The 20,109-nt window shown below is 39.5% G+C and carries 22 protein-coding genes; 6 read left to right on the top strand and 16 right to left on the bottom strand.

Annotated elements, in window-relative coordinates; all coding sequences use genetic code 11:
* Positions 1-36 precede the first annotated feature (36 nt).
* Positions 37-669 carry a YktB family protein gene (locus ACFVSW_RS02765; protein ID WP_387311891.1) on the top strand — a complete coding sequence of 211 codons (633 nt, stop codon included), beginning with the start codon at positions 37-39 and terminating at the stop codon, positions 667-669.
* A 38-nt stretch (positions 670-707) separates the two neighbouring features.
* Here ACFVSW_RS02765 and ACFVSW_RS02770 read toward each other — a convergent pair whose 3' ends face one another.
* Entirely contained in the window at positions 708-980 is a 273-nt protein-coding gene (locus ACFVSW_RS02770) for a UPF0223 family protein (protein WP_387312695.1), read from the bottom strand.
* A 43-nt stretch (positions 981-1,023) separates the two neighbouring features.
* A complete protein-coding gene (locus ACFVSW_RS02775) occupies positions 1,024-1,983 on the bottom strand; it encodes an NAD(P)H-dependent flavin oxidoreductase (protein WP_387311893.1) in 960 nt (319 codons plus the stop codon).
* 196 nt (positions 1,984-2,179) lie between these two features.
* Here ACFVSW_RS02775 and ACFVSW_RS02780 point away from each other — a divergent pair, with 196 nt between their 5' ends.
* Complete coding sequence (locus ACFVSW_RS02780; RefSeq protein ID WP_387311896.1) at positions 2,180-3,652, top strand: aminotransferase class I/II-fold pyridoxal phosphate-dependent enzyme; 1,473 nt, start codon at positions 2,180-2,182, stop codon at positions 3,650-3,652.
* A 211-nt stretch (positions 3,653-3,863) separates the two neighbouring features.
* Here ACFVSW_RS02780 and ACFVSW_RS02785 read toward each other — a convergent pair whose 3' ends face one another.
* Both ACFVSW_RS02785 and ACFVSW_RS02790 read right to left on the bottom strand, forming a co-directional pair.
* Complete coding sequence (locus tag ACFVSW_RS02785) at positions 3,864-3,986, bottom strand: GapA-binding peptide SR1P (protein ID WP_387311899.1); 123 nt, start codon at positions 3,984-3,986, stop codon at positions 3,864-3,866.
* A gap of 165 nt (positions 3,987-4,151) precedes the next feature.
* Complete coding sequence (locus tag ACFVSW_RS02790; protein WP_387311902.1) at positions 4,152-4,451, bottom strand: DUF3055 domain-containing protein; 300 nt, start codon at positions 4,449-4,451, stop codon at positions 4,152-4,154.
* Between the two features lie 161 nt (positions 4,452-4,612).
* Between ACFVSW_RS02790 and ACFVSW_RS02795 the strand changes: the two genes are divergently transcribed.
* Positions 4,613-5,047, top strand: coding sequence for a DUF1885 family protein (locus ACFVSW_RS02795; RefSeq protein ID WP_387311905.1), 435 nt, complete (start codon positions 4,613-4,615; stop codon positions 5,045-5,047).
* A gap of 22 nt (positions 5,048-5,069) precedes the next feature.
* On the opposite strand, the gene ACFVSW_RS02800 is transcribed toward ACFVSW_RS02795, so the two are convergent.
* The 6 genes from ACFVSW_RS02800 to ACFVSW_RS02825 form a co-directional block, all read right to left on the bottom strand.
* Complete coding sequence (locus tag ACFVSW_RS02800) at positions 5,070-5,312, bottom strand: hypothetical protein (RefSeq protein ID WP_387311908.1); 243 nt, start codon at positions 5,310-5,312, stop codon at positions 5,070-5,072.
* Positions 5,313-5,677: 365 nt separating this feature from the next.
* Positions 5,678-7,093 (bottom strand): dihydrolipoyl dehydrogenase, encoded by a 1,416-nt coding sequence (gene lpdA, locus ACFVSW_RS02805; RefSeq protein ID WP_387311910.1) that lies wholly within the window; start codon positions 7,091-7,093, stop codon positions 5,678-5,680.
* A gap of 3 nt (positions 7,094-7,096) precedes the next feature.
* On the bottom strand, positions 7,097-8,437 hold the full coding sequence (locus tag ACFVSW_RS02810) for a dihydrolipoamide acetyltransferase family protein (protein ID WP_387311913.1): 1,341 nt from the start codon (positions 8,435-8,437) through the stop codon (positions 7,097-7,099).
* Between the two features lie 116 nt (positions 8,438-8,553).
* On the bottom strand, positions 8,554-9,531 hold the full coding sequence (locus ACFVSW_RS02815) for an alpha-ketoacid dehydrogenase subunit beta (protein ID WP_387311916.1): 978 nt from the start codon (positions 9,529-9,531) through the stop codon (positions 8,554-8,556).
* A 3-nt stretch (positions 9,532-9,534) separates the two neighbouring features.
* Positions 9,535-10,650 (bottom strand): pyruvate dehydrogenase (acetyl-transferring) E1 component subunit alpha, encoded by a 1,116-nt coding sequence (pdhA, locus tag ACFVSW_RS02820; protein WP_387311919.1) that lies wholly within the window; start codon positions 10,648-10,650, stop codon positions 9,535-9,537.
* Positions 10,651-11,085: 435 nt separating this feature from the next.
* Positions 11,086-11,748 (bottom strand): YkyA family protein, encoded by a 663-nt coding sequence (locus tag ACFVSW_RS02825; protein ID WP_387311921.1) that lies wholly within the window; start codon positions 11,746-11,748, stop codon positions 11,086-11,088.
* Positions 11,749-11,923: 175 nt separating this feature from the next.
* On the opposite strand from ACFVSW_RS02825, the gene def reads away from it, so the two are divergent.
* A complete protein-coding gene (gene def / locus ACFVSW_RS02830) occupies positions 11,924-12,478 on the top strand; it encodes a peptide deformylase (RefSeq protein ID WP_387311924.1) in 555 nt (184 codons plus the stop codon).
* A 34-nt stretch (positions 12,479-12,512) separates the two neighbouring features.
* Here the strand turns inward: def and ACFVSW_RS02835 are convergent, their stop codons facing one another.
* Positions 12,513-13,283, bottom strand: a complete 771-nt coding sequence (locus tag ACFVSW_RS02835; RefSeq protein ID WP_387311926.1) for a Cof-type HAD-IIB family hydrolase — start codon at positions 13,281-13,283, stop codon at positions 12,513-12,515.
* Between the two features lie 505 nt (positions 13,284-13,788).
* On the opposite strand from ACFVSW_RS02835, the gene ACFVSW_RS02840 reads away from it, so the two are divergent.
* Positions 13,789-13,998: a DNA-dependent RNA polymerase subunit epsilon gene (locus ACFVSW_RS02840; RefSeq protein ID WP_387311928.1), complete on the top strand. Its 210-nt coding sequence runs from the start codon at positions 13,789-13,791 to the stop codon at positions 13,996-13,998.
* A 6-nt stretch (positions 13,999-14,004) separates the two neighbouring features.
* Positions 14,005-15,672: a ribonuclease J1 gene (gene rnjA, locus ACFVSW_RS02845; protein WP_387311931.1), complete on the top strand. Its 1,668-nt coding sequence runs from the start codon at positions 14,005-14,007 to the stop codon at positions 15,670-15,672.
* Positions 15,673-15,714: 42 nt separating this feature from the next.
* Here rnjA and ACFVSW_RS02850 read toward each other — a convergent pair whose 3' ends face one another.
* The 5 genes from ACFVSW_RS02850 to ACFVSW_RS02870 form a co-directional block, all read right to left on the bottom strand.
* Positions 15,715-16,374, bottom strand: coding sequence for a potassium channel family protein (locus ACFVSW_RS02850; RefSeq protein WP_024031121.1), 660 nt, complete (start codon positions 16,372-16,374; stop codon positions 15,715-15,717).
* Positions 16,375-16,461: 87 nt separating this feature from the next.
* Entirely contained in the window at positions 16,462-17,370 is a 909-nt protein-coding gene (locus ACFVSW_RS02855) for a DUF4349 domain-containing protein (RefSeq protein ID WP_387311935.1), read from the bottom strand.
* Positions 17,371-17,525: 155 nt separating this feature from the next.
* The gene (locus ACFVSW_RS02860) at positions 17,526-17,981 is read right to left on the bottom strand and encodes a TlpA family protein disulfide reductase (RefSeq protein ID WP_387311938.1); all 456 of its coding nucleotides are present in this window, start codon (positions 17,979-17,981) and stop codon (positions 17,526-17,528) included.
* A 265-nt stretch (positions 17,982-18,246) separates the two neighbouring features.
* Positions 18,247-18,795 (bottom strand): peroxiredoxin, encoded by a 549-nt coding sequence (locus tag ACFVSW_RS02865; RefSeq protein WP_387311940.1) that lies wholly within the window; start codon positions 18,793-18,795, stop codon positions 18,247-18,249.
* A gap of 162 nt (positions 18,796-18,957) precedes the next feature.
* A complete protein-coding gene (locus tag ACFVSW_RS02870; RefSeq protein WP_387311942.1) occupies positions 18,958-20,082 on the bottom strand; it encodes an N-acetyldiaminopimelate deacetylase in 1,125 nt (374 codons plus the stop codon).
* Positions 20,083-20,109 lie beyond the last annotated feature (27 nt).

The raw sequence follows: 20,109 nt of genomic DNA on the forward strand, positions 1-20,109 counted from the left end.
TCATTCCAAGAAAGATGGTTTATTGGAGGTTTTACTATGAATTTCACTGGATTTACAACTGAAGATTTTGATGTGTTTTTAATAGATGGTTTAGAGCCAAGAATGGAGGCTCTTAAAGAGATAATTCGGCCAAAATTAGAAGGTCTAGGACAATATTTTTCTCCAACATTATCAGCTATTACAGGTGAAGAATTATTTGTCCATGTAGCCAAGCATGCAAGGAGAACGATAAATCCGCCAAAGGATACCTGGGTAGCATTTGCGGGGAATCCCCGCGGCTATAAAATGATGCCTCATTTTCAAATCGGCTTGTGGAACACCCATTTATTTATTTGGTTTGCTGTGATATACGAAGCACCGCAAAAAGCCGAAATCGGAGCGAGATTTTTAAAAAAGGCAGCCAAAATACATAAAGAAATTCCCAAGGACTTTGTCTGGTCACTTGATCATACAAAGCCCGACACAATTACACATGGACAACTTTCTAAGGACGACTTACGAGTCTATTTTGAACGCTTGCAAAATGTTAAAAAAGCAGAATTATTATGCGGCTATACACTGGATAAGGAAGAAGTCATCCGATTAGGAGCTGAAGGATTATTAAATCAAATTGATGGTGTTTTTAATAAAATAGCACCACTATATAAAATAGCGCAAAACAGTAAATAAACAAAAGCTCCTGAACAAATTTGTTCGGGAGCTTTTGTTTAGTTCATTTTTATTCTGTCTCCAGCTGAAGCTTCTTTTGCTTTTTTGACGGTCCGGTAAGACGAATAGCCGCTCATTTCTTCAAATTCACCGCATATAGTCTTTTCTTCCGCTTTACTAGGGACAATTTCTTTAAAACGACGATACACGTTCATGACTTCCTCGCGGTCAATTCCTTTTTCATATGCCTTCTCAATCGCTTCAAAGAATTTAATCACATCGACAATTTCGTCGGTAGACCAGTTATAATCGATTGGGTATTGATACTCCATTAGTTCACCTTCTAACTTTTTCTTCTCAAAGTGAATGATAGCGTTATTTTCCCCATTTTGCACGAATTTGTTCCGCCTCATTAATCATTCGTTCAAACAATTCTGCAACAGAAGGTACATCCTTAATTAAACCCATCACCTGTCCGGCCCAGGCAAAGCCTTCACTGGCAGAACCATCATATATGTATCGTTTGTTTGCCATACCGCTAATAAAATCTTTTAATTGTTCGTAATCCCCCTTATTCTTCTCGATCTCCAGGATTTTTTCTGTCCAGCTGTTCGCGAGTGCCCTTGCTGGTGTTCCCAAAGTCCTTTTTATTACTACAGTGTCTGTTTCCGTTCCTTCCACTAATCTCTTTTTATATCGCTCATTTGCATGAACACATTCTTTTGTTGCAATAAATCTCGTGCCCATTTCAATCCCTTCAGCACCCAAACTAAGTGCTGCCATTAGTCCCCTGCCATCGCCAATACCTCCAGAAGCAATCACAGGAATGGAAACGGCATCAACGACTTGTGGAATCAACACCATTGTACCAATATCATCCCTGCCGAGATGGCCGCCTCCCTCTTGCCCGACAACCATTACCGCATCGGCACCAAGCTCTTCTGCCTTAACGGCCTGTCTTCGTGCTGCAACTAGGACAAGTGTTTTGATCCTTGTTCCTTTTAACTGCTCAAAAATCGGAGCTGGATTCCCTCCAGTCATCGAGACAACCGGAACATTTTCTTCAATTGCAACCTGTAGAAAGTCTGCAAACGGCCGGCCATGCTGTCCAATAGCAAAATTGACTCCAAAAGGCTTGTTTGTCAGTTTTTTTACTTTATGTATTTCTTCTCTTAGCTCATCCGGATGTGCTAATGACATGGCTGTAATTTGACCAAGACCACCCGCGTTTGAGACAGCTGCTGCCAAGTCAGAATAGGCTAGGTATGCTAGGCCTCCTTGAATAATTGGATATTGGATATTAAGAATTTCAGTAACGCGTGTTTTCCAATTCAATGCAATCCCTCCTATATTTTTATATTCTGCTTAAAAGGTTATTTTTCCTTTATTATTGAGAAACTAACATGAAGATTCCAAACTGATATTTTCCCATTAACACTATGCAATCCAAAGGAATAATGCTATAATTCCATTTGTTTTATTTTTTTCAGATTAAAATAGAGTATTTTTTTATAAAGAGGTGCAATTATCTTTGTCACAAAATCAAACACCCTTATTTAGCGGCTTATTAGCCCATGCAAAGAGAAATCCGATTCAATTCCATATCCCCGGGCACAAAAAGGGAGCTGGAATTGACCCGGAATTTCGTGAATTTATTGGCGATAATGCCCTATCTATCGACTTAATTAATATCGGACCCCTTGATGATCTTCACCAGCCGAAGGGAATCATTAAACAGGCGCAAGATTTAGCCGCTGAAGCTTTTGGCGCCGACCGTACATTCTTTTCTGTACAAGGGACAAGCGGTGCCATTATTGCCATGGTCATGGCCGTTTGTGGACCAGGTGAGAAAATCATTGTACCAAGAAATGTTCATAAATCGGTTATGTCTGCGATTGTCTTTTCCGGATCGATCCCGGTATTCATTCATCCGGAAATCGATATAGATTTAGGAATTTCCCATGGGATTACTACTGAATCTGTGGAAAGAGCACTTCAGCAGCACCCTGATGCTAAAGGTGTATTAGTAATTAATCCTACTTATTTTGGTATATCTGCTGATTTAAAGAAAATTGTCGAAATCGCACATTCATATAATGTTCCCGTCCTTGTCGACGAAGCTCACGGAGTCCATATCCATTTTCATGACGAGCTGCCGCTTTCAGCGATGCAGGCCGGGGCAGATATGGCGGCAACAAGTGTCCATAAACTTGGCGGTTCCATGACACAAAGTTCCATTCTAAACGTAAAAGAGGGGCTTGTTTCAGCGAAGCATGTCCAATCGATTTTAAGCATGCTGACTACAACGTCGACCTCATATTTATTGCTTGCTTCTCTTGATGTTGCCCGCAAGCAGCTTGCAACAAAAGGCAAAGAGTTAATTGATAGGACGATTCAAGTTGCCCAGTCTATTCGCAAAAGAATCAATGAGATTGATCATCTCCATTGTATTGGCGAAGAGATTTTAGGTTCTAAAGCAACTTTTGATTATGACCCGACTAAACTAATTATTTCTGTCAAAGAATTAGGCTTAACCGGGTATGATGTAGAAAAGTGGCTGCGAGAAAGACATAATATCGAAGTAGAATTATCCGACTTATACAACATCCTTTGTATTATCACACTTGGGGACACAGAAGTAGAGGCAGACCTTTTAGTAAATGCCTTAAAGGAACTGGCTGACGAATGTAAACATCGTCCTGGAAAGTTTGAACCGGCAGAGGTTCTCCTTCCAGAAATTCCCGTTCTTGCCCTAACTCCAAGAGATGCTTTTTATGCTGAGACAGAAGTTATTCCTTTTGAAGAATCTGAAGGCAGAATCATTGCTGAATTTATTATGGTTTACCCGCCTGGAATTCCAATTTTTATTCCCGGTGAGATTATTACACAGGAAAATCTTCATTATATTCGTAAAAACCTTGAAGCCGGCTTGCCTGTCCAAGGACCGGAAGACGATGAAATCAAAACAATCCATGTTATAAAAGAGTATAAAGCTATTAAATAAGAAAAGCGCAAGCGCCCTGTTCAGCGGCGTATGGCCTGGAGCACTCCAACTGAGATAAAGGAAACACGAAGAGCGTAGCGCATTCGTGCTTGACTTATCGTAGGGCGGAGTGCGAAGGACAGTAGCCGCTAGGGCGCTGGAGCTGGACAAATAAAGAAAAATACAGGATTCCGGGCTGCGGAATCCTGTTTTTATTTATTTTATAGCTTTTTTATATTTCTTCGGCAGTGTGATGGTCGTCGCAACAGTTACATTTCGAGTAAAGAACTGTTACTTTTTCATCTTCAAAATGATCAATAGTAGAGTTACATGTTTGGCATACAAGTGTGCCCATCTGTTCAATCCCCTTTTCATAATTGAATGACCATAATTTTGAAAGCGCTTAAATATCTTTAATGCAATAATAATATATCACATTGGAAATATCAAGCCTAATTTGTATGTCACATTTAAAAAAATCCATTAAAAAAAGGTCCTTTTCTGGACCTTTTGATAACTTTTATTCATATTGAGTGACAAATGGAATGGACGGAAGTGTTTCGCGGAAAAACTCAGCTAAATCGGCTGCCTGTTGTTTATCAGGGATACGGAATACTGTTTGAAGGTAGTCTAAGTCTTCAATTTCTTTTGGATCGAGGAGAGTTGAACGCCCAGTTTGCATACAGATTACAAGCGGCTTGCCGAAAAACATATTGGTATAAATAATACCAAAGTCATAACGGGTATCTTCAGTGGCAAATCCAATAAACCTTACTTTAGTGTTTTCATGCTCATCATAAAGTTTGTCAAAAAGCTCCATAATTCTCCTCCTGTTCTTATAATATTTTGAATATTATTATAATTAATTTTTATCCTAATAACAAGGAACTTGGCAATTAATTTTTATAAGAGTTGTCATCACTTTTTATTCAATGCTAGAATAGAAGGGCATATATTATAAGTAATAGGGGGGAAATGATGATGGCTGAAAACGCTTTTATTAAACTTGTGCCTTCATCCGCAAAACAAGCAGTAGCAATTGAAGAGGTAAAGGATTTATTTCAATATTATAAAAACATAACCACAAAAACAGGAAACCAATTGAATTGGCAATACGGGGAAACCGCGTTTCCATATGAAATAAAAGAAACCGAAGGCGGAAAAGGAAAATGGTTTTACTTACTTTCTGAGCACGAACGCTACAATGCGATATTAATAGGTGTTGATACAGAAACGGTTAGAAGTGAGGATGGGACTCTGAGCGAGCAAACATACATACAGGTCACGCTGCCTGAACAATCCACCTTTGGTGACAAAGGGAAGGCAAATGAATTCTGTAAATTCCTTGCCAAAAAGCTACAAGGGGAGCTTCACCTTTTTAACGAACGTATCATGTATTACAACCCAAGAAAGTAATGGCTCCTTTAGGGAGCTTTTTTTAATGGACAAGGTATGCTAAGGTGTAATGGATCGACGTGTAAATAACAAGGCTTAATGTCGTGATAAAGAGTGTTTTCCGCACTGATTTTGTTGCTTGGTTTCCTATTAATAATGCTAAATAAAAAAACACAAAAAACATGATGACTTTATAAATGAGTTGATCGTGACTTGAGAGCCATTCAATTAAGGTATAGCCGCTCCAAATAATAAATTGTACTATTATGACAATATAAATCCTCATATTTATCACCACTCAAAATACATTGTTCTTAAAAAAAACAAAGAGATTTCGTGTTGTAAGTATATGCATTAAACCAGACAGTTAGGTTAGTTTTTATATCCTTCTGTTTATACAATTCGCTTTTTATAAAAAAAGTCCTTTCCGTTTTTTCGAAAAGGACTTTTTTTCTTTATTTCATGGCTGTGTTATAAGTGAATGTTGATTTCCGTTCCAGGCGTTTCGCTTTCCGCGGGGCGGGCGGTGAGCCTCCTCGGCGCTAAAGCGCCTGCGGGGTCTCACCTGTCCCGCTGCTCCCGCAGGAGTCTCACGCCTTCCACTCCAATCAACATTGAGCTTAAATTTAACAATATGTGCTTTAAAACAGCCTATTTCATTATATGGATTGGGCTGCCAAGGGCTACTTCGGCTGCTTCCATCGTAATTTCACCTAGTGTTGGATGGGCATGGATCGTCATCGCAAGGTCTTCAGCTGTCATTCCAGCTTCAATTGCAAGACCTAATTCTGCAATCATATCCGATGCACTTGCGCCAGCAATCTGCGCTCCAATCACAAGACCGTCTTCTTTACGCGTGATTAATTTTAAGAAGCCATCACCGCTGTCTAGTGATAATGCACGGCCATTTGCTGCAAATGGGAATTTAGCAGCATTCACTGTGATCCCTTCTTCTTTCGCTTGTGTTTCTGTATACCCAACTGAAGCTAGTTCAGGTTCAGAGAAAACAACTGCTGGAATACCTAAGTAGTCAATAACAGACGAATGACCGGCAATCGCTTCGGCAGCAATTTTTGCTTCATATGACGCCTTATGCGCTAATTGAGGACCTTTAACAACATCACCAATGGCGTAAATATTACTAATATTTGTTCGGCATTGCTTGTCGATTTCAATCAAGCCGCGGTCACTCAATTTCACACCAACTTGTTCAAGTCCCATTTCATCAGTGTTAGGACGGCGTCCAACCATGACAAATACGTAATCGGCTTCGATTTTCTTCTCTTCGCCTTTTGATTCGAATGTTACAATCACACCGTTTTCTGTTTCTTCGACACCCTTAGCCAATGCTTTCGTATAGAATTCTGCACCTTTTTTCTTCATGTTGCGCTTAACAAGGGCAGCCATTTGCTTATCAAAAACGCCAAGACCTAAAATTTCATCAGCGCCCTCTAAGATGGTTACTTGAGAACCAAAGTTTGCATAGGCGCCTCCAAGCTCAATCCCGATAACCCCGCCGCCGATTACAACGATTTTTTGGGGAATTTCCGCTAAGTCAAGTGCACCAGTAGAATTAAGCACACGTTTTGAATATTTAAAGGCTGGAAGTTCAATTGGGCGAGATCCTGTTGCAATGATCGCATTCTTAAAGGTATACGTCTGCGCTGAATTTTCATCCATCACTCTTAGTGTATTAGCATCAACAAAATATGCTTCACCGCGTACAATATTTACTTTATTTCCTTTTAATAGACCTTCTACACCGCCAGTTAATTTCTTCACAATTCCGGCTTTAAATTCTTGAACCTTGGAAAAGTCAACCTTTACATTTTCAGCCGTAATCCCGAATGACTCAGAATGAACCGCTGTTTCGTAGCGATGGCCGGCTGCAATTAACGCTTTAGAAGGAATGCAGCCAACATTTAAACAAACGCCACCTACATATTCCTTTTCTACAATCGTTACTTTTTGTCCGAGTTGCGCAGCCCGTATCGCTGCTACATACCCTCCAGGACCCGCACCGATGACTATTGTATCCGTTTCAATAGGAAAATCTCCAACTACCATTTTTTACGCCTCCATTAACAAAAGTTCTGGATCGTTTAATAATCGTTTGATGTGATTTAATGCGTTCTGTGCTGTCGCCCCGTCAATCATGCGGTGGTCGAAACTTAATGAAAGAGCTAAAACTGGAGCAGCGACAATTTCACCGTCTCTAACAATCGGTTTTTCGGCAATTCTCCCTACACCCAAAATAGCTACTTCAGGATGGTTAATAACAGGGGTAAACCATTGTCCGCCTGCTGAACCAATATTTGAAATTGTGCATGATGCACCTTTCATTTCGTTAGGAGCCAGTTTTCCTTCACGTGCTTTACCAGCTAATTCATTAATTTCATTGGAAATTGAGAAAACGGACTTACGATCTGCATCTTTAACAACTGGTACTAACAAACCTTTTTCTGTATCCGCTGCAATTCCAATGTTGTAGTAATGTTTATGAATAATTTCACTTGTTGCATCGTCAAGTGAGGTGTTTAACGCTGGGAATTCACGCAGCGCACTTGTTAATGCTTTTACTATATACGGTAAGAAGGTTAGCTTAATGCCTTTTGCTGCCGCTACTTCTTTGAATTTCTTGCGATGAGTAACTAGTTTTGTTACATCGACTTCATCCATGAGTGTTACATGTGGAGCAGTGTGTTTCGAGTTAACCATCGCTTTGGCAATTGCTTTACGGATGCCGCTCATTTTCTCACGTGTTTCCGGATATTCACCCTGCGGAATTGGAGCTGCCTTCGCTTCTGCATTGTTGTTTACGGCTTCAGGAGCTTCAACTGCTGCAGTCGCTTGTGGTGCAGCTGGTTGTGCACCGCCACTTAAGAATGTATCAATGTCTGATTTCATAATACGGCCGTTTTTCCCTGTACCAGCAACTAAGCTTATTTCTGCCCCTTTTTCGCGTGCATATTTCCGAACAGACGGCATAGCAATAATCCGGCGATTAGGATCTACTTCAGCTTGTGGTTGTACAGCAGCTGCTGCAGGTGCTGGTTGTGGTGCTGCTTCTGGCGTTGCTTCAGGAGCAGGAGCAGTAGTAGGAGCAGCTGCCTTTTCTTCTTGTTTAGGCTCGTCATCACCGTGATCGCCCTTAAATTGCAAGTTCTCATATCCTGGTGCATCAAATGTTACAAGGGTTTGACCAACTGTTGCAACAGTTCCTTCACCAACTAATATATCGACAACTGTTCCTTCTACAGGGGAAGGAATTTCAACGACTGCTTTATCATTTTGGATTTCACAAAGGACATCGTCTTCTTGGACCTTGTCACCTGGTTTGATGAACCATTTGACGATTTCCCCTTCGTGAATACCTTCACCGATGTCAGGCATTTTAAATTGAAATGGCACTGAGATTCATCTCCTATTATTCATGTATTTTAGCCAATTTTGCTAAGATGAAAACGGGAAAAGAACAGCCTTTCCCCGAATATTTATAACCCTGCTAACTACCGAGCAGCGCTTTTCTAGAATGTTAATACCTTTTTAGCCGTTTCGATCACATCTTTATAATTAGGGAGCCAGACAGACTCAGCTTGCGGGAACGCAAATACTGTATCTGGTGCTGCTACTCGTAATACAGGTGCCTCCAAGCTTAAAATTGCTCGATCGTTAATTTCAGCAACTACATTCGCAGCAATCCCAGCCTGTTTTTGAGCCTCTTGAACAACAATGGCACGCCCTGTTTTTTCAACAGATGCAATAATTGTTTCAATATCAATCGGGCTTACTGTACGTAAGTCAATAACTTCAGCAGAAAACCCTTCTTTTTCTAGCTCTTCAGCAGCCTTCAATGATTCGTGAACCATTGCACCATAAGTAATGATTGATACATCTGTTCCTTCTCGTTTCACATCCGCTTTTCCAAGTGGAATTGTATATGCCTCTTCAGGAACTTCCTGGCGGAAAGAACGGTATAACTTCATATGCTCAAGGAAAATGACCGGATCATTATCACGGATCGATGAAATGAGAAGTCCTTTTGCATCATATGGTGTTGATGGAATGACAACTTTTACTCCAGGTGTTTGCGCCATAAGACCTTCTAAGCTGTCAGCGTGCATATCTGGAGTATGGACGCCGCCGCCAAAAGGCGCACGGAAAGTTACCGGTGCATTATATTTTCCGCCTGTACGATAGCGGAGACGAGATGCCTGACCAGAAATTGAGTCAATTACTTCAAAAACAAAGCCGAAGAATTGAATTTCCGGAACTGGACGGAAGCCTTGTAAACTAAGACCGACCGCTAAACCGCCGATACCTGATTCAGCAAGTGGTGTGTCAAATACACGATCTTCGCCAAATTCTTTTTGCAATCCTTCTGTCGCACGGAATACACCACCGTTTACGCCTACGTCTTCACCGAAAACCAATACATTTGGATCATTACGTAATTCCGTCCGCATTGCATCAGTAATTGCTTGAATCATTGTCATTTGAGCCATGGCTTACTTCGACTCCTTTTCTTTATAAATTTCATATTGTTCTTTTAAGTTATAAGGCATTTCTTCATGCATGATGGAAATAAGATCAGTAACTTTTTGTTTTGGTGCCCCATCAGCTTTTTTAATCGCTTCTTTAATGTCTTCCTTTGCTTGTTCGATTACTTCGTTTTCTTTTTCTTCGCTCCAAATCCCTTTGTTTTCAAGGAATTTACGGAAACGAACGAGCGGATCTTTCTTTTCCCACTCATTGTCAAGGTCAGCTGTACGATAACGGGTCGGGTCATCACCAGCCATTGTATGCGGACCATAGCGGTAAGTTAATGTTTCAATTAGTGTTGGTCCCTCACCATTAAGGGCACGTACGCGGGCATCGTGAGTCGCCGCAAAAACTGCTAATGGATCCATACCATCCACTTGGATACCAGGGATACCCGCTGCAATTGCCTTTTGCGCAAGTGTCTTTGCAGCAGATTGTTTGTCAACAGGAGTTGATATCGCAAAACGGTTGTTTTGAACAATAAAGATAGCTGGAGCTTTAAATGCACCTGCAAAGTTAATTCCTTCGTAGAAATCCCCTTGAGAAGTTCCACCGTCTCCTGTATAAGTAATCGCAACTGCTTTTGCTCCACGTTTCTTCATTCCAAGCGCTACACCAGCAGTTTGAACGAACTGAGCGCCAATAATGATTTGCGGAATAGCAATATTAACCCCTTCAGGAATCTGTCCGCCTTGAAAATGTCCTCTTGACCATAAAAACGCTTGGTATAAAGGCAATCCATGCCAAATAATTTGTGGAACATCGCGGTAGCCCGGTAAAATGAAATCTTCTTTTTCAAGAGCAAACTGTGATGCTAATTGAGACGCTTCTTGTCCTGCAGTCGGTGCATAGAAACCTAATCTTCCTTGACGGTTTAATGAAATTGAGCGCTGATCAAGAATTCTTGTATACACCATGCGGCGCATTAATTCCTGCAGTTGCTCATCTGTTAGGTCAGGCATTGCCGACTCGTTTACCACTTCGCCTTCTTCATTAAGAATTTGAAGTGTTTGAAATTGATCTTCTACAGCTTGGAGTACTTTTGTCGCATCAAGCTGGGCGTTTTTTGTTTTAGAAGCCATTTTAGTCACCTCTTCCTTTCTATTCAGAGCATAATTTTTAAATATATATACCTTGTTAGATTACCCAAAAAGCAGTTGAATAAAAGCATGTTGAAAGCATCCTTTTATTTTTTCCACTGTTTTTTCGGAAAATCGTCTGATATTATATAGGCTATGATTCGCATCATTCTATTAATATCATATTCTGTATTACTTTTTTATGTAACATCATTGATACAACTTTTTAACTCATTTATGAGTGTACACCATTCATTTTTACTCGTCAATCACTGCGCATCATAATTTACCAACGCGAGCATATTAATAATATAAAATATCATTTTCCTATCTGTATCACTTTACTCCTCATCCTGTTATATATGATTTCACAATTTGGACAATTGTTATAATATAGGAAAAATCGGCTGGTTTCAGCCGATTTCTATAGCGGGATCATTATTTATTTAATTTTAGTCCTGCTTTCTTATAAAATAACAGTTTCTTATCATTGTATTGTTCAGTAAGCTTATTAAAATGTTCATTAGCCTCAAGAACCTTTTTATACGTCTCATTTAGTTTTGTAACTTGTGCCTCAAGGTCTTCGCGGGCTAGGTTTTTATTCTTAAACATCCCGTACAAATCTTTATCGCTTTTTAAGGATTCTGAATATTCCTTGTACAACTCTTCATGTGCTCGATATCTTTGCGTCATGATTTCATATAATTCATTTATCAATTTCTTAAGTTCTGGATTATCTAGTTCATCCTTAATGTCAGCAACTTTCCTAAATTCCTGCTCAGATTTCTTAAGGCTCTCAGTTTCTTTGTCCATATGTTCTTTTCTTTTATCGGTTAAAGCAATTGCTTCGTCGGATAGCTTGACTATCTGGTCATACTCTTTCATGCCAAGCCCGATAATCTGGTCATATTTTTCTTTTTCTTCCTTTTCCAAAGTTACAAGCGGATCTTGCTGTTCTTCAAATACCGCTTCTTTAGAAACAACCTTCTCTAAAACATCATACATTTTTTCAACTGGTGTCCTTTTATTAACACAACCTGATAAAATTAAACAAATAGCGAGCATAAAAATTAAAAAGCGGCCTTTTTTCTTATAAGACAATTCACAACCCCCTAACTAATACCAACTATATCGATACTTGGTTTATTTGACAATATCCTCTAGATAAAAACGCGCAAAATATGGAAGGAATCATTATTTCATTATTAACATTTTATCCATTGTTTGATAGACTAATGGTTGCTAATAACTTTTTTGCACACAGGAGTGAAGGTTTATGATAACGATGGAGGATATCATTAGAGATGGCCATCCCACACTTAGAAAAGTGGCTGCAGAAGTGGCTATGCCGCCATCCGATGTGGATAAACAAATTCTATCAAGCCTTTTAGAATACGTAATCAATAGCCAAAACAGCGAATTTTCTGCCAAATATGGATTGCGTCCAGGAATCGGTCTTGCAGCACCACAAATTAATGTTTCTAAACGGATGATTGCCGTACATCTCACTGACGATAAAGAAGAACTTTATAGCTATGCTTTATTTAACCCTAGAATCATCAGCCATTCTGTTGAAAAGTCCTATTTACAATCCGGTGAGGGCTGTCTTTCGGTTGATGAACCGTTCCCAGGTTACGTTCAAAGACACGCTAGAATTACCGTCAAGGGAGTTAACCTTGAGGGCGAAGAAATAAAGCTCCGCTTAAAAGGATTGCCTGCTATCTGCTTTCAACATGAAATTGATCATTTAAACGGTATCATGTTTTATGATTATATTGACAAACAAGACCCTTTTAAACAAATAGAAGGGGCAATAGCGATTGAAAGGTAAAGAAAACACCGGCCAATAATTGGCCGGTGTTTCTTTATATGAGTTGTAATTCCTTTAAGCCATTCCAAATGCCGTCGTTATCTACATCAGTTGTGACAAAATCAGCAAGCTTCTTAGCCTCGGGAACACCATTTCCCATTGAAACACCTGTCCCAACAGCCTTCAACATTTCTAAATCATTTAAACCATCCCCAAAGGCATAAACATCCTTTAAATCAAAACCTAATCGTTCGATCATTTTTTTGATACCTTCCGCTTTCGAGCCGCCTTTTGGCAACACATCAACAGAATAAGAATGCCACCTTATGTAATTAAATTCCGGGAAGTCAGCAAGATATTTTTCTTCTTCCCTTTCTTCACAGAAGAGTAAGGACTGATATATATTTCGATTTACATAAAAAGAAGAGTCTTTCTCTGGATGTGAAAAATTAAGGCTTCCTAAACTTTGTTCGATGAAAGAGTGATGCTGTACACTCGCCTTCATTGTATTCTCGTTCATAAAAACAATTGGATGATTACTTTTTTCAGCGCGCTGGTGCAACCTTTTTAGTTCAACTTCATTCAAAGGATTTTCGTAAACCACTTCATTTTCAAAGACAACAAATTGACCATTAAAGCTTACATAGGAGTCAATTCCAAGTTCTTCGCGCAAGCCTTCAAACATAAATGGGGCTCTGCCAGTGGCAATGGCGATAAAAGTTCCGTTCTCCTTCAATAATTCGATTGCTTTTTTCGTGCTTGCTGGAAGACTCTTTTCATGATCAAGCAGGGTACCGTCTATATCAAAAAAAACTATTTTTTTCATTCTTTATCAATTTCCTTTCCGCAAACCAATGCTTCCTTTTCGATTCTCTTCAAAAAGACTAAACCTTCGAATTATAAATGTCAATTTCAATAATTGTACCATTATTCCATGATTATCCATGATATAATCAGCTAATTCACCATATAATAATAGTAAAAAAAACGTTTTTTTTTAAAATAATTCAATTATCTGCTATTGCTTGCTTTACATTGGACAAGGATCGTATAAAATAGGAAGTAAGGAGATGATCCACTATGTTAAAGAAGCTAAGGAAGAAGCTCTTAAAACAGTGGAACGATTTACTGCGAAAGAAATCCATTGCCTAATTTTTTAAGGGCCCTTCAAAAATTAGAAGGGCTCCTTCGTTATTGTAAATTGTAAAACAGCGGCACTTTTTACATACTTTTCATATGAAGTCCAAGACTTTTGTAGAAAATAAATGAAAAAGATGAAAATGTTTTATATAATAGAAAAAGTTATGACCAAAGTTAGGAGCGAAATTGTCATGATATTTAAAGTTTATTTTCAAAAAAACATTAAAGAAGTTCCAGTTAGAGAGAACACCAAATCTCTATTTATTGAAGGGGAATCGGTACGAGATGTCCGCTCAAAAATTGCCGATCGCGGCTTTAATGTTGAATTTGTACAAGAAGTTAAAGGAGCATATTTAGAATATGAAAAACAAAATGCAGACTATAAAGTATTGGAGATTTGATAATTTATGAAATTTGTAAAAAATGATCAAACTGCAGTTTTTGCGCTTGGCGGTTTAGGTGAAATCGGCAAGAACACATATGCAGTTCAGTTCCAGGATGAAATCATATTAATCGATGCCGGTATAAAGTTTCCGGAAGATGAACTTTTAGGTATTGATTATGTAATACCCGATTATACCTATCTTGTAAAAAATGAAGACAAAATTAAAGGGTTGTTTGTGACCCACGGACATGAAGATCACATTGGCGGTATTCCCTATTTATTACGTGAAATCAATATTCCCATTTATGGCGGAAAGCTTGCCCTGGGATTAATTAAAAATAAACTAGAAGAACATGGACTATTACGCAATGCCAAATTGATTGAAATTAAAGAAGATGATGTGATTAAATTCCGCAAAACATCGGTTACGTTTTTCCGAACAACCCACAGCATTCCGGATTCATATGGAATTGTTGTGAAAACTCCTCCGGGTCAAGTCGTCCATACAGGTGATTTTAAATTTGATTTTACCCCTGTAGGTGAACCAGCCAATATCACAAAAATGGCGGAGATCGGAAAAGAAGGTGTATTGTGTTTACTTTCTGATAGCACAAATAGTGAAATTCCTGACTTCACAATGTCAGAACGCCGGGTTGGAGAAAGTATTCACGATATCTTCCGTAAAGTCGATGGACGAATCATCTTTGCGACTTTCGCTTCAAATATTCACAGATTACAGCAGGTCGTCGAGGCAGCAGTAGACAACGGAAGAAAAGTAGCCGTTTTTGGCAGAAGTATGGAAGCTGCCATTAATATAGGACTTGACTTAGGTTATATTACCGCACCAAAAGAAACGTTTATTGAAGCAAATCAAATTAATCGCCTGCCTGCCGATAAAGTGACTATTCTTTGTACCGGAAGCCAGGGTGAAACGATGGCGGCGCTTTCAAGAATTGCCAACGGAACACATAGACAAATTCAAATTATCCCTGGAGATACGGTTGTATTTTCATCATCACCAATTCCTGGGAACACAATAAGTGTCAGCAGAACGATTAATTTATTGTATCGTGCTGGTGCAGAAGTCATTCACGGGAAGTTAAGTAATATCCATACATCCGGACACGGCGGGCAAGAAGAACAAAAACTAATGCTCCGATTAATTAAACCGAAATTCTTTATGCCGATTCACGGTGAATACCGGATGCAAATTATGCATGCCAAACTTGCGGTTGATTGTGGTGTTGAAAAAGAAAATTGCTTTATTATGGATAATGGTGAAGTGTTAGCACTTTCAGATGACACCGCACAAGTGGCTGGAAAGATTCCATCCGGTTCTGTATATATCGATGGAAGCGGCGTAGGTGACATTGGAAATATTGTCTTGCGTGACCGGAGAATTCTTTCAGAAGAGGGCTTAGTCGTTGTTGTTGTCAGCATTAATATGAAGGAATTTAAAATTGCTTCAGGCCCAGACCTTATTTCCCGCGGATTTGTTTATATGAGGGAATCAGGCGACTTAATCAATGACGCTCAAAACCTAATTACAAAACACTTAAATAAGGTGATGGAGCGAAAGACAAGTCAATGGTCTGAAATTAAAAATGAAATTACCGATACATTAGCACCATTCCTGTACGAAAAAACAAAACGCAGACCGATGATTTTACCAATCATTATGGAAGTATAAAAAAAAGCGGAAGCGCCTAACCTGGCGCTTCCGCTTTTCTATTTATTCTAAAACTTTTCTTTCGAATCGGGCAATATCATTATCGTTTCCGATTACTATTAAGACATCATTGACGTAAATCGTTTCTTTTGCTTGCGGGGAAACAATGATTTCTTCTCCCCTTTTAATCGCAACAATATTTAATCCATATTTCTTACGAATATCCATACCCATAATGGTATGACCGCTAAGTTTTCCGTTTGCAACTATTTCTACAATACTATGTTCATCAGATAGTTCTAAATAGTCAACAACATTACCTGACGCCATGTTATGAGCAATTCGTTTACCCATATCTCGTTCAGGGTGAACGACATGGTCCGCACCAATTTTACGAAGCACTTTTTCATGATAATCATTTTGGGCCTTTGCGGTAACTCTTCCTACCCCTAATTCTTTGAGAATAAGTGTAGTTAGGATACTTGATTGAATATCGTCGCCAATTGCAACAATCACATGGTCAAAATTTCGAATCCCAAGACTTTTTAAGACATTTTCGTCCGTTGTATCACCTACAACAGCGTGGGAAGCTATCATCGAAAATTCATTGACTCGTTCTTCATCTACATCTATTCCCAGAACTTCCATTCCTTCATCGGTCAGCGTCCGGCAGATACTCCCGCCAAATCGGCCAAGCCCAATGACTGCAAAACTTTTTTTCACAAATAACTCCCCCAGGAACACAAAATATCTAATATGGTATCATTTTAGCATCCTTTGTCCATTTTTAATATAGTGAGATATCATCAGTTACTCCCGTCTATTTTTGTTTCTCCTTTTTTTGTAAAAAAGGAAGCATAAGGAGCCAATAATGATCAAAGTTAATAAAATCGGCAGATTGCCGAGAAGAAAAACGACTAAGCCAGAAAGCCCTGCCAATAACGTGTTCGTACTTTTCATAAATTGTTTTTTTGTTTTTTCCCATGTATTTAGTTTATCTTTATCGATATTCGGGATCACAACTTTATTTTCGTAAAGGGTAATATTGACCGTCGAAAGCGATGTTTGATTCTCTAAAAACTTCATTTTCCCTTCAATTGTTTCAATCTCTTCTTGAACAGCTGCCAAATCTGCAGAAATTTTTAATAAATCCTCAGTTTTAGCTGCACCTTTCATAAAGGTCAGGAGCCGTTCCTCGACGACTCGCTTTGATTTTAAACGTGATTCAAGGTCAACATATTCCTCGGTTACATCCTGGCCTGTAATGGTCCTTTGGAGGACCTCTGCAGCCTGCCCTTCTGCTTCATGCAAAAAGTCCTGGAAATGATTTTGTGGAATTCTAATTTTGATACTGCCGCTAACCTGCTCTTTTCCTTCTTTTGTGACATTCGATTCAGCAATATAACCGCCATATTTTAGCGCCTTTTCCTCCAAACTTTGCAAAGTTTGATTAAACTTCTTCACCCTTAGCGCTAGATCTGCTTGATAGATCACCATCTTATTCGATACTGTTATTTTTCCAGATTCCGTAGTTGCCTTATTTTCGGTGGCTTTATCCCCTGCAGATATAGAGTCATACTCGCTTGAACTGGACTTGGCTGAATCCATCGCTTCGTCATTCATCGTTCCGCTCTTATCTTCACTACTCGCACTGCACCCAGCAAAAAAAACCAACAAGGCAATAAAATAAATTGGTACCAATTTTTTTAGTTTTTTCAACTCACGACACCCCTTTTTCTCTCTTGGTAGACCGTTCTGGTACTTATCTTTACTAATACCGACGATTAAACGGACACAAGGTTACAGGAAAACAACGCACCATCAAAAAAAAACTGCCCGTTGGCAGCAACGAGCAGTCGATTCTTTATCATGGATTATTCTGTTTTTTCTATCTCATCTAAAACTCGATTAACCCGTTTCTCAAGCATTTTCATCCCGCTTCCGCCAGCTTGGAAATGGCGGAGCTTGCCTTCACGATCAAACACATAATAGGCAGGAACGTATTGATTTTCAAAGACTTCCGTTAATTTATGATCGCTATCGACAAAAATCGGCTGACTAATTCCGTGTTCAGCAGCTGATTGCTTAATTTCTTCCATGTTCAAATCGTTTTCAGAGCGCGGCATATGAACGGCAACAACATTTAATTTTTCTTTGAAATCATCATGGAATTGATTGACCTGTGGCATCGCCTCTTTACATAAATGACAGCTAATCGACCAAAAATGAATTAAAGTTGGTTTGTCGCCGATTAACTCCTCTCTTGTCACTTCGCCGTTCAGCCATTCCGTTGCACCGGTTAACTCCGGCATTGGTTCACGTAATTTCATTTAATTAGCCCCCTATTTTAAAAAAGACCTAACGCTAAATAGTGTTAGGTCTATCTCTTTGTTAATGGCTGTGTTAAAAGTGAATGTTGATTTCCGTTCCAGGCGCGAGCGGCTCGCGGGGCGGGCGGTGAGCCTCCTCGGCGCTAAAGCGCCTGCGGGGTCTCACCTGTCCCGCTGCTCCCGCAGGAGTCTCGCGCCTTTCACTCCAATCAACATTGTGCTCAAAATCAACAATGTGCTTTAACACAGCCTTGTTAATAAAAAATTACACGTTCAATGTTGCTTGTCCAGGCTTCCAGTTTGCAGGGCAAAGACCGCCAGTTTGTAATGCTTGAAGCACACGTAATGTTTCATCAACGTCACGGCCAATATTATTGTGGTTAACAACAGAATACATCATTTCACCTTCTGGGCTGATGATGAATAGGCCGCGCAGTGCGATACCTTCTTCTTCAATCAGCACACCGTAATCGCGTGCGACAACATGGTTCGTGTCAGCTGCTAATGGGTAGTTTAAATCACCCAGTCCGTTTTCTTTGCGGTCCGTTTTGATCCAAGCAAGATGTGTGTGGATCGTATCAGTTGACGCACCAATTACAACTGCATCTAAATCGTCAAATTCTTCAAAACGGTCAGACATCGCAGTAATTTCAGTTGGACATACAAATGTAAAGTCCATTGGATAGAAGAACAATACTGTCCATTTGTCGTTTTTCATGTTTTCTTCAAGACTAACTTTTTTGAATTCTTTGTTCGGCATAACGGCATCCATTTCAAATCGTGGTGCTTGTTTACCTACCATACGTTCTGGCATTTCAAATCCCTCCATGATAATTATTTAAATAGTCATTCTCATTTGCTCCTACATAAGTTTTACCTATTTCACATAAGAATAAACGACAATATGTAACAATCTTCCGTTAATTCTCTATAATTTTAGCATAATTAACCAAAGGAACCAAATAAAATGGCTTCCTTACTCTTCATTCCCTTTAAAGGAAATATAGCTGGTCATTACATTTACAGCAACGTCAATTGCGGCTTCATTTGGTGATAATTTAGCATGATGAAGTCCGAAGGGTGATTCGACACCAAGCCAAAACATCAGTCCTGGAATATCCTTGAGCATATATCCAAAATCTTCTCCCGTCATCGCTTCTCTGCATTCTATTACCTTTACATCTAACTCCTGCTGTATATAATTGATAAAATCTTTTGTAATTGACTCTGTGTTAAATACTTGGTGGTACATTGAACCGTAGTCGATGACCGCTTTACATTCATAGCCAGTCTCGATTCCTTTCACTAATGCTTCAATCCGGTGCTTGACCTTACCCATTGATTCTGGCGATAATGTCCGAATTGTACCTTCCAGTCTCGCTTTTTCTGCGATAATATTTTGGACTGTACCCCCGGTGATTTTCCCGATGGTAATGACCGCACTATCTAATGGATCGACATTCCTAGAAATAATCGTTTGGAGCTGATTAACGAGCGTGCAGGCAGCAATCACCATATCATTCGTTTGGTGCGGGTAAGCTGCATGCCCTCCCTTGCCTTCTAGATCAATGAACAATTCAGATGTGTTGGCAAATAATAGGCCTTCTTTCACAGCAATAGTTCCTACGGGATATTCCGGGGCAATATGAAGAGCGAAAATCATATCGGGCATCCATTCCTGCATTTCAGCCGATTTCAACATTGGTTCTGCCCCGCCTGGCCCTTCCTCAGCAGGTTGGAAAACAAAGACTATATCGTCGATAATAGGATTATCTACAAAGTGGGTTAAGACCCCGAGAGCAATGCTCATGTGAAAATCATGCCCGCAGGCATGCATCCTTGCCTCATGTATTGACGAAAAAGGCAAGCCTGTTTGTTCACTTATGGGTAGACCATCTATATCTGTTCTGTACCCAATTGTTTTTCTTGGATTTAAACCATGAACCTTAACCAGCAACCCAGTCTTCCATTTTTTAATCGTAATCCGCTCTTGAGCTAATGCCTCCAGGTAATATAATAAGTAGGCTTGTGTCTTAAATTCTTGAAAACCGATTTCGGGAATTTGATGGAGGTCACGGCGAATTTTGACCAAAGGGTTCATCTTTAAGTCCTCCTCTTCTATAAAAGA

Origin of the sequence: Neobacillus sp. NPDC058068, assembly GCF_042885335.1 — a bacterium.
GTDB lineage: Bacteria > Bacillota > Bacilli > Bacillales > Cytobacillaceae > Neobacillus.

Coding starts and splice junctions, on each gene's coding strand:
- ACFVSW_RS02815 (WP_387311916.1), bottom strand. CDS start 9,531: ATGGCTCAAATGACAATGATTCAAGCAATTACTGATGCAATGCGGACG.
- rnjA (WP_387311931.1), top strand. CDS start 14,005: ATGAAATTTGTAAAAAATGATCAAACTGCAGTTTTTGCGCTTGGCGGT.
- ACFVSW_RS02870 (WP_387311942.1), bottom strand. CDS start 20,082: ATGAACCCTTTGGTCAAAATTCGCCGTGACCTCCATCAAATTCCCGAA.
- ACFVSW_RS02800 (WP_387311908.1), bottom strand. CDS start 5,312: ATGAGGATTTATATTGTCATAATAGTACAATTTATTATTTGGAGCGGC.
- ACFVSW_RS02860 (WP_387311938.1), bottom strand. CDS start 17,981: ATGAAATTACGTGAACCAATGCCGGAGTTAACCGGTGCAACGGAATGG.
- ACFVSW_RS02770 (WP_387312695.1), bottom strand. CDS start 980: ATGGAGTATCAATACCCAATCGATTATAACTGGTCTACCGACGAAATT.
- pdhA (WP_387311919.1), bottom strand. CDS start 10,650: ATGGCTTCTAAAACAAAAAACGCCCAGCTTGATGCGACAAAAGTACTC.
- def (WP_387311924.1), top strand. CDS start 11,924: ATGATAACGATGGAGGATATCATTAGAGATGGCCATCCCACACTTAGA.
- ACFVSW_RS02840 (WP_387311928.1), top strand. CDS start 13,789: ATGATATTTAAAGTTTATTTTCAAAAAAACATTAAAGAAGTTCCAGTT.
- ACFVSW_RS02865 (WP_387311940.1), bottom strand. CDS start 18,795: ATGCCAGAACGTATGGTAGGTAAACAAGCACCACGATTTGAAATGGAT.
- ACFVSW_RS02795 (WP_387311905.1), top strand. CDS start 4,613: ATGGCTGAAAACGCTTTTATTAAACTTGTGCCTTCATCCGCAAAACAA.
- lpdA (WP_387311910.1), bottom strand. CDS start 7,093: ATGGTAGTTGGAGATTTTCCTATTGAAACGGATACAATAGTCATCGGT.
- ACFVSW_RS02765 (WP_387311891.1), top strand. CDS start 37: ATGAATTTCACTGGATTTACAACTGAAGATTTTGATGTGTTTTTAATA.
- ACFVSW_RS02785 (WP_387311899.1), bottom strand. CDS start 3,986: ATGGGCACACTTGTATGCCAAACATGTAACTCTACTATTGATCATTTT.
- ACFVSW_RS02835 (WP_387311926.1), bottom strand. CDS start 13,283: ATGAAAAAAATAGTTTTTTTTGATATAGACGGTACCCTGCTTGATCAT.
- ACFVSW_RS02790 (WP_387311902.1), bottom strand. CDS start 4,451: ATGGAGCTTTTTGACAAACTTTATGATGAGCATGAAAACACTAAAGTA.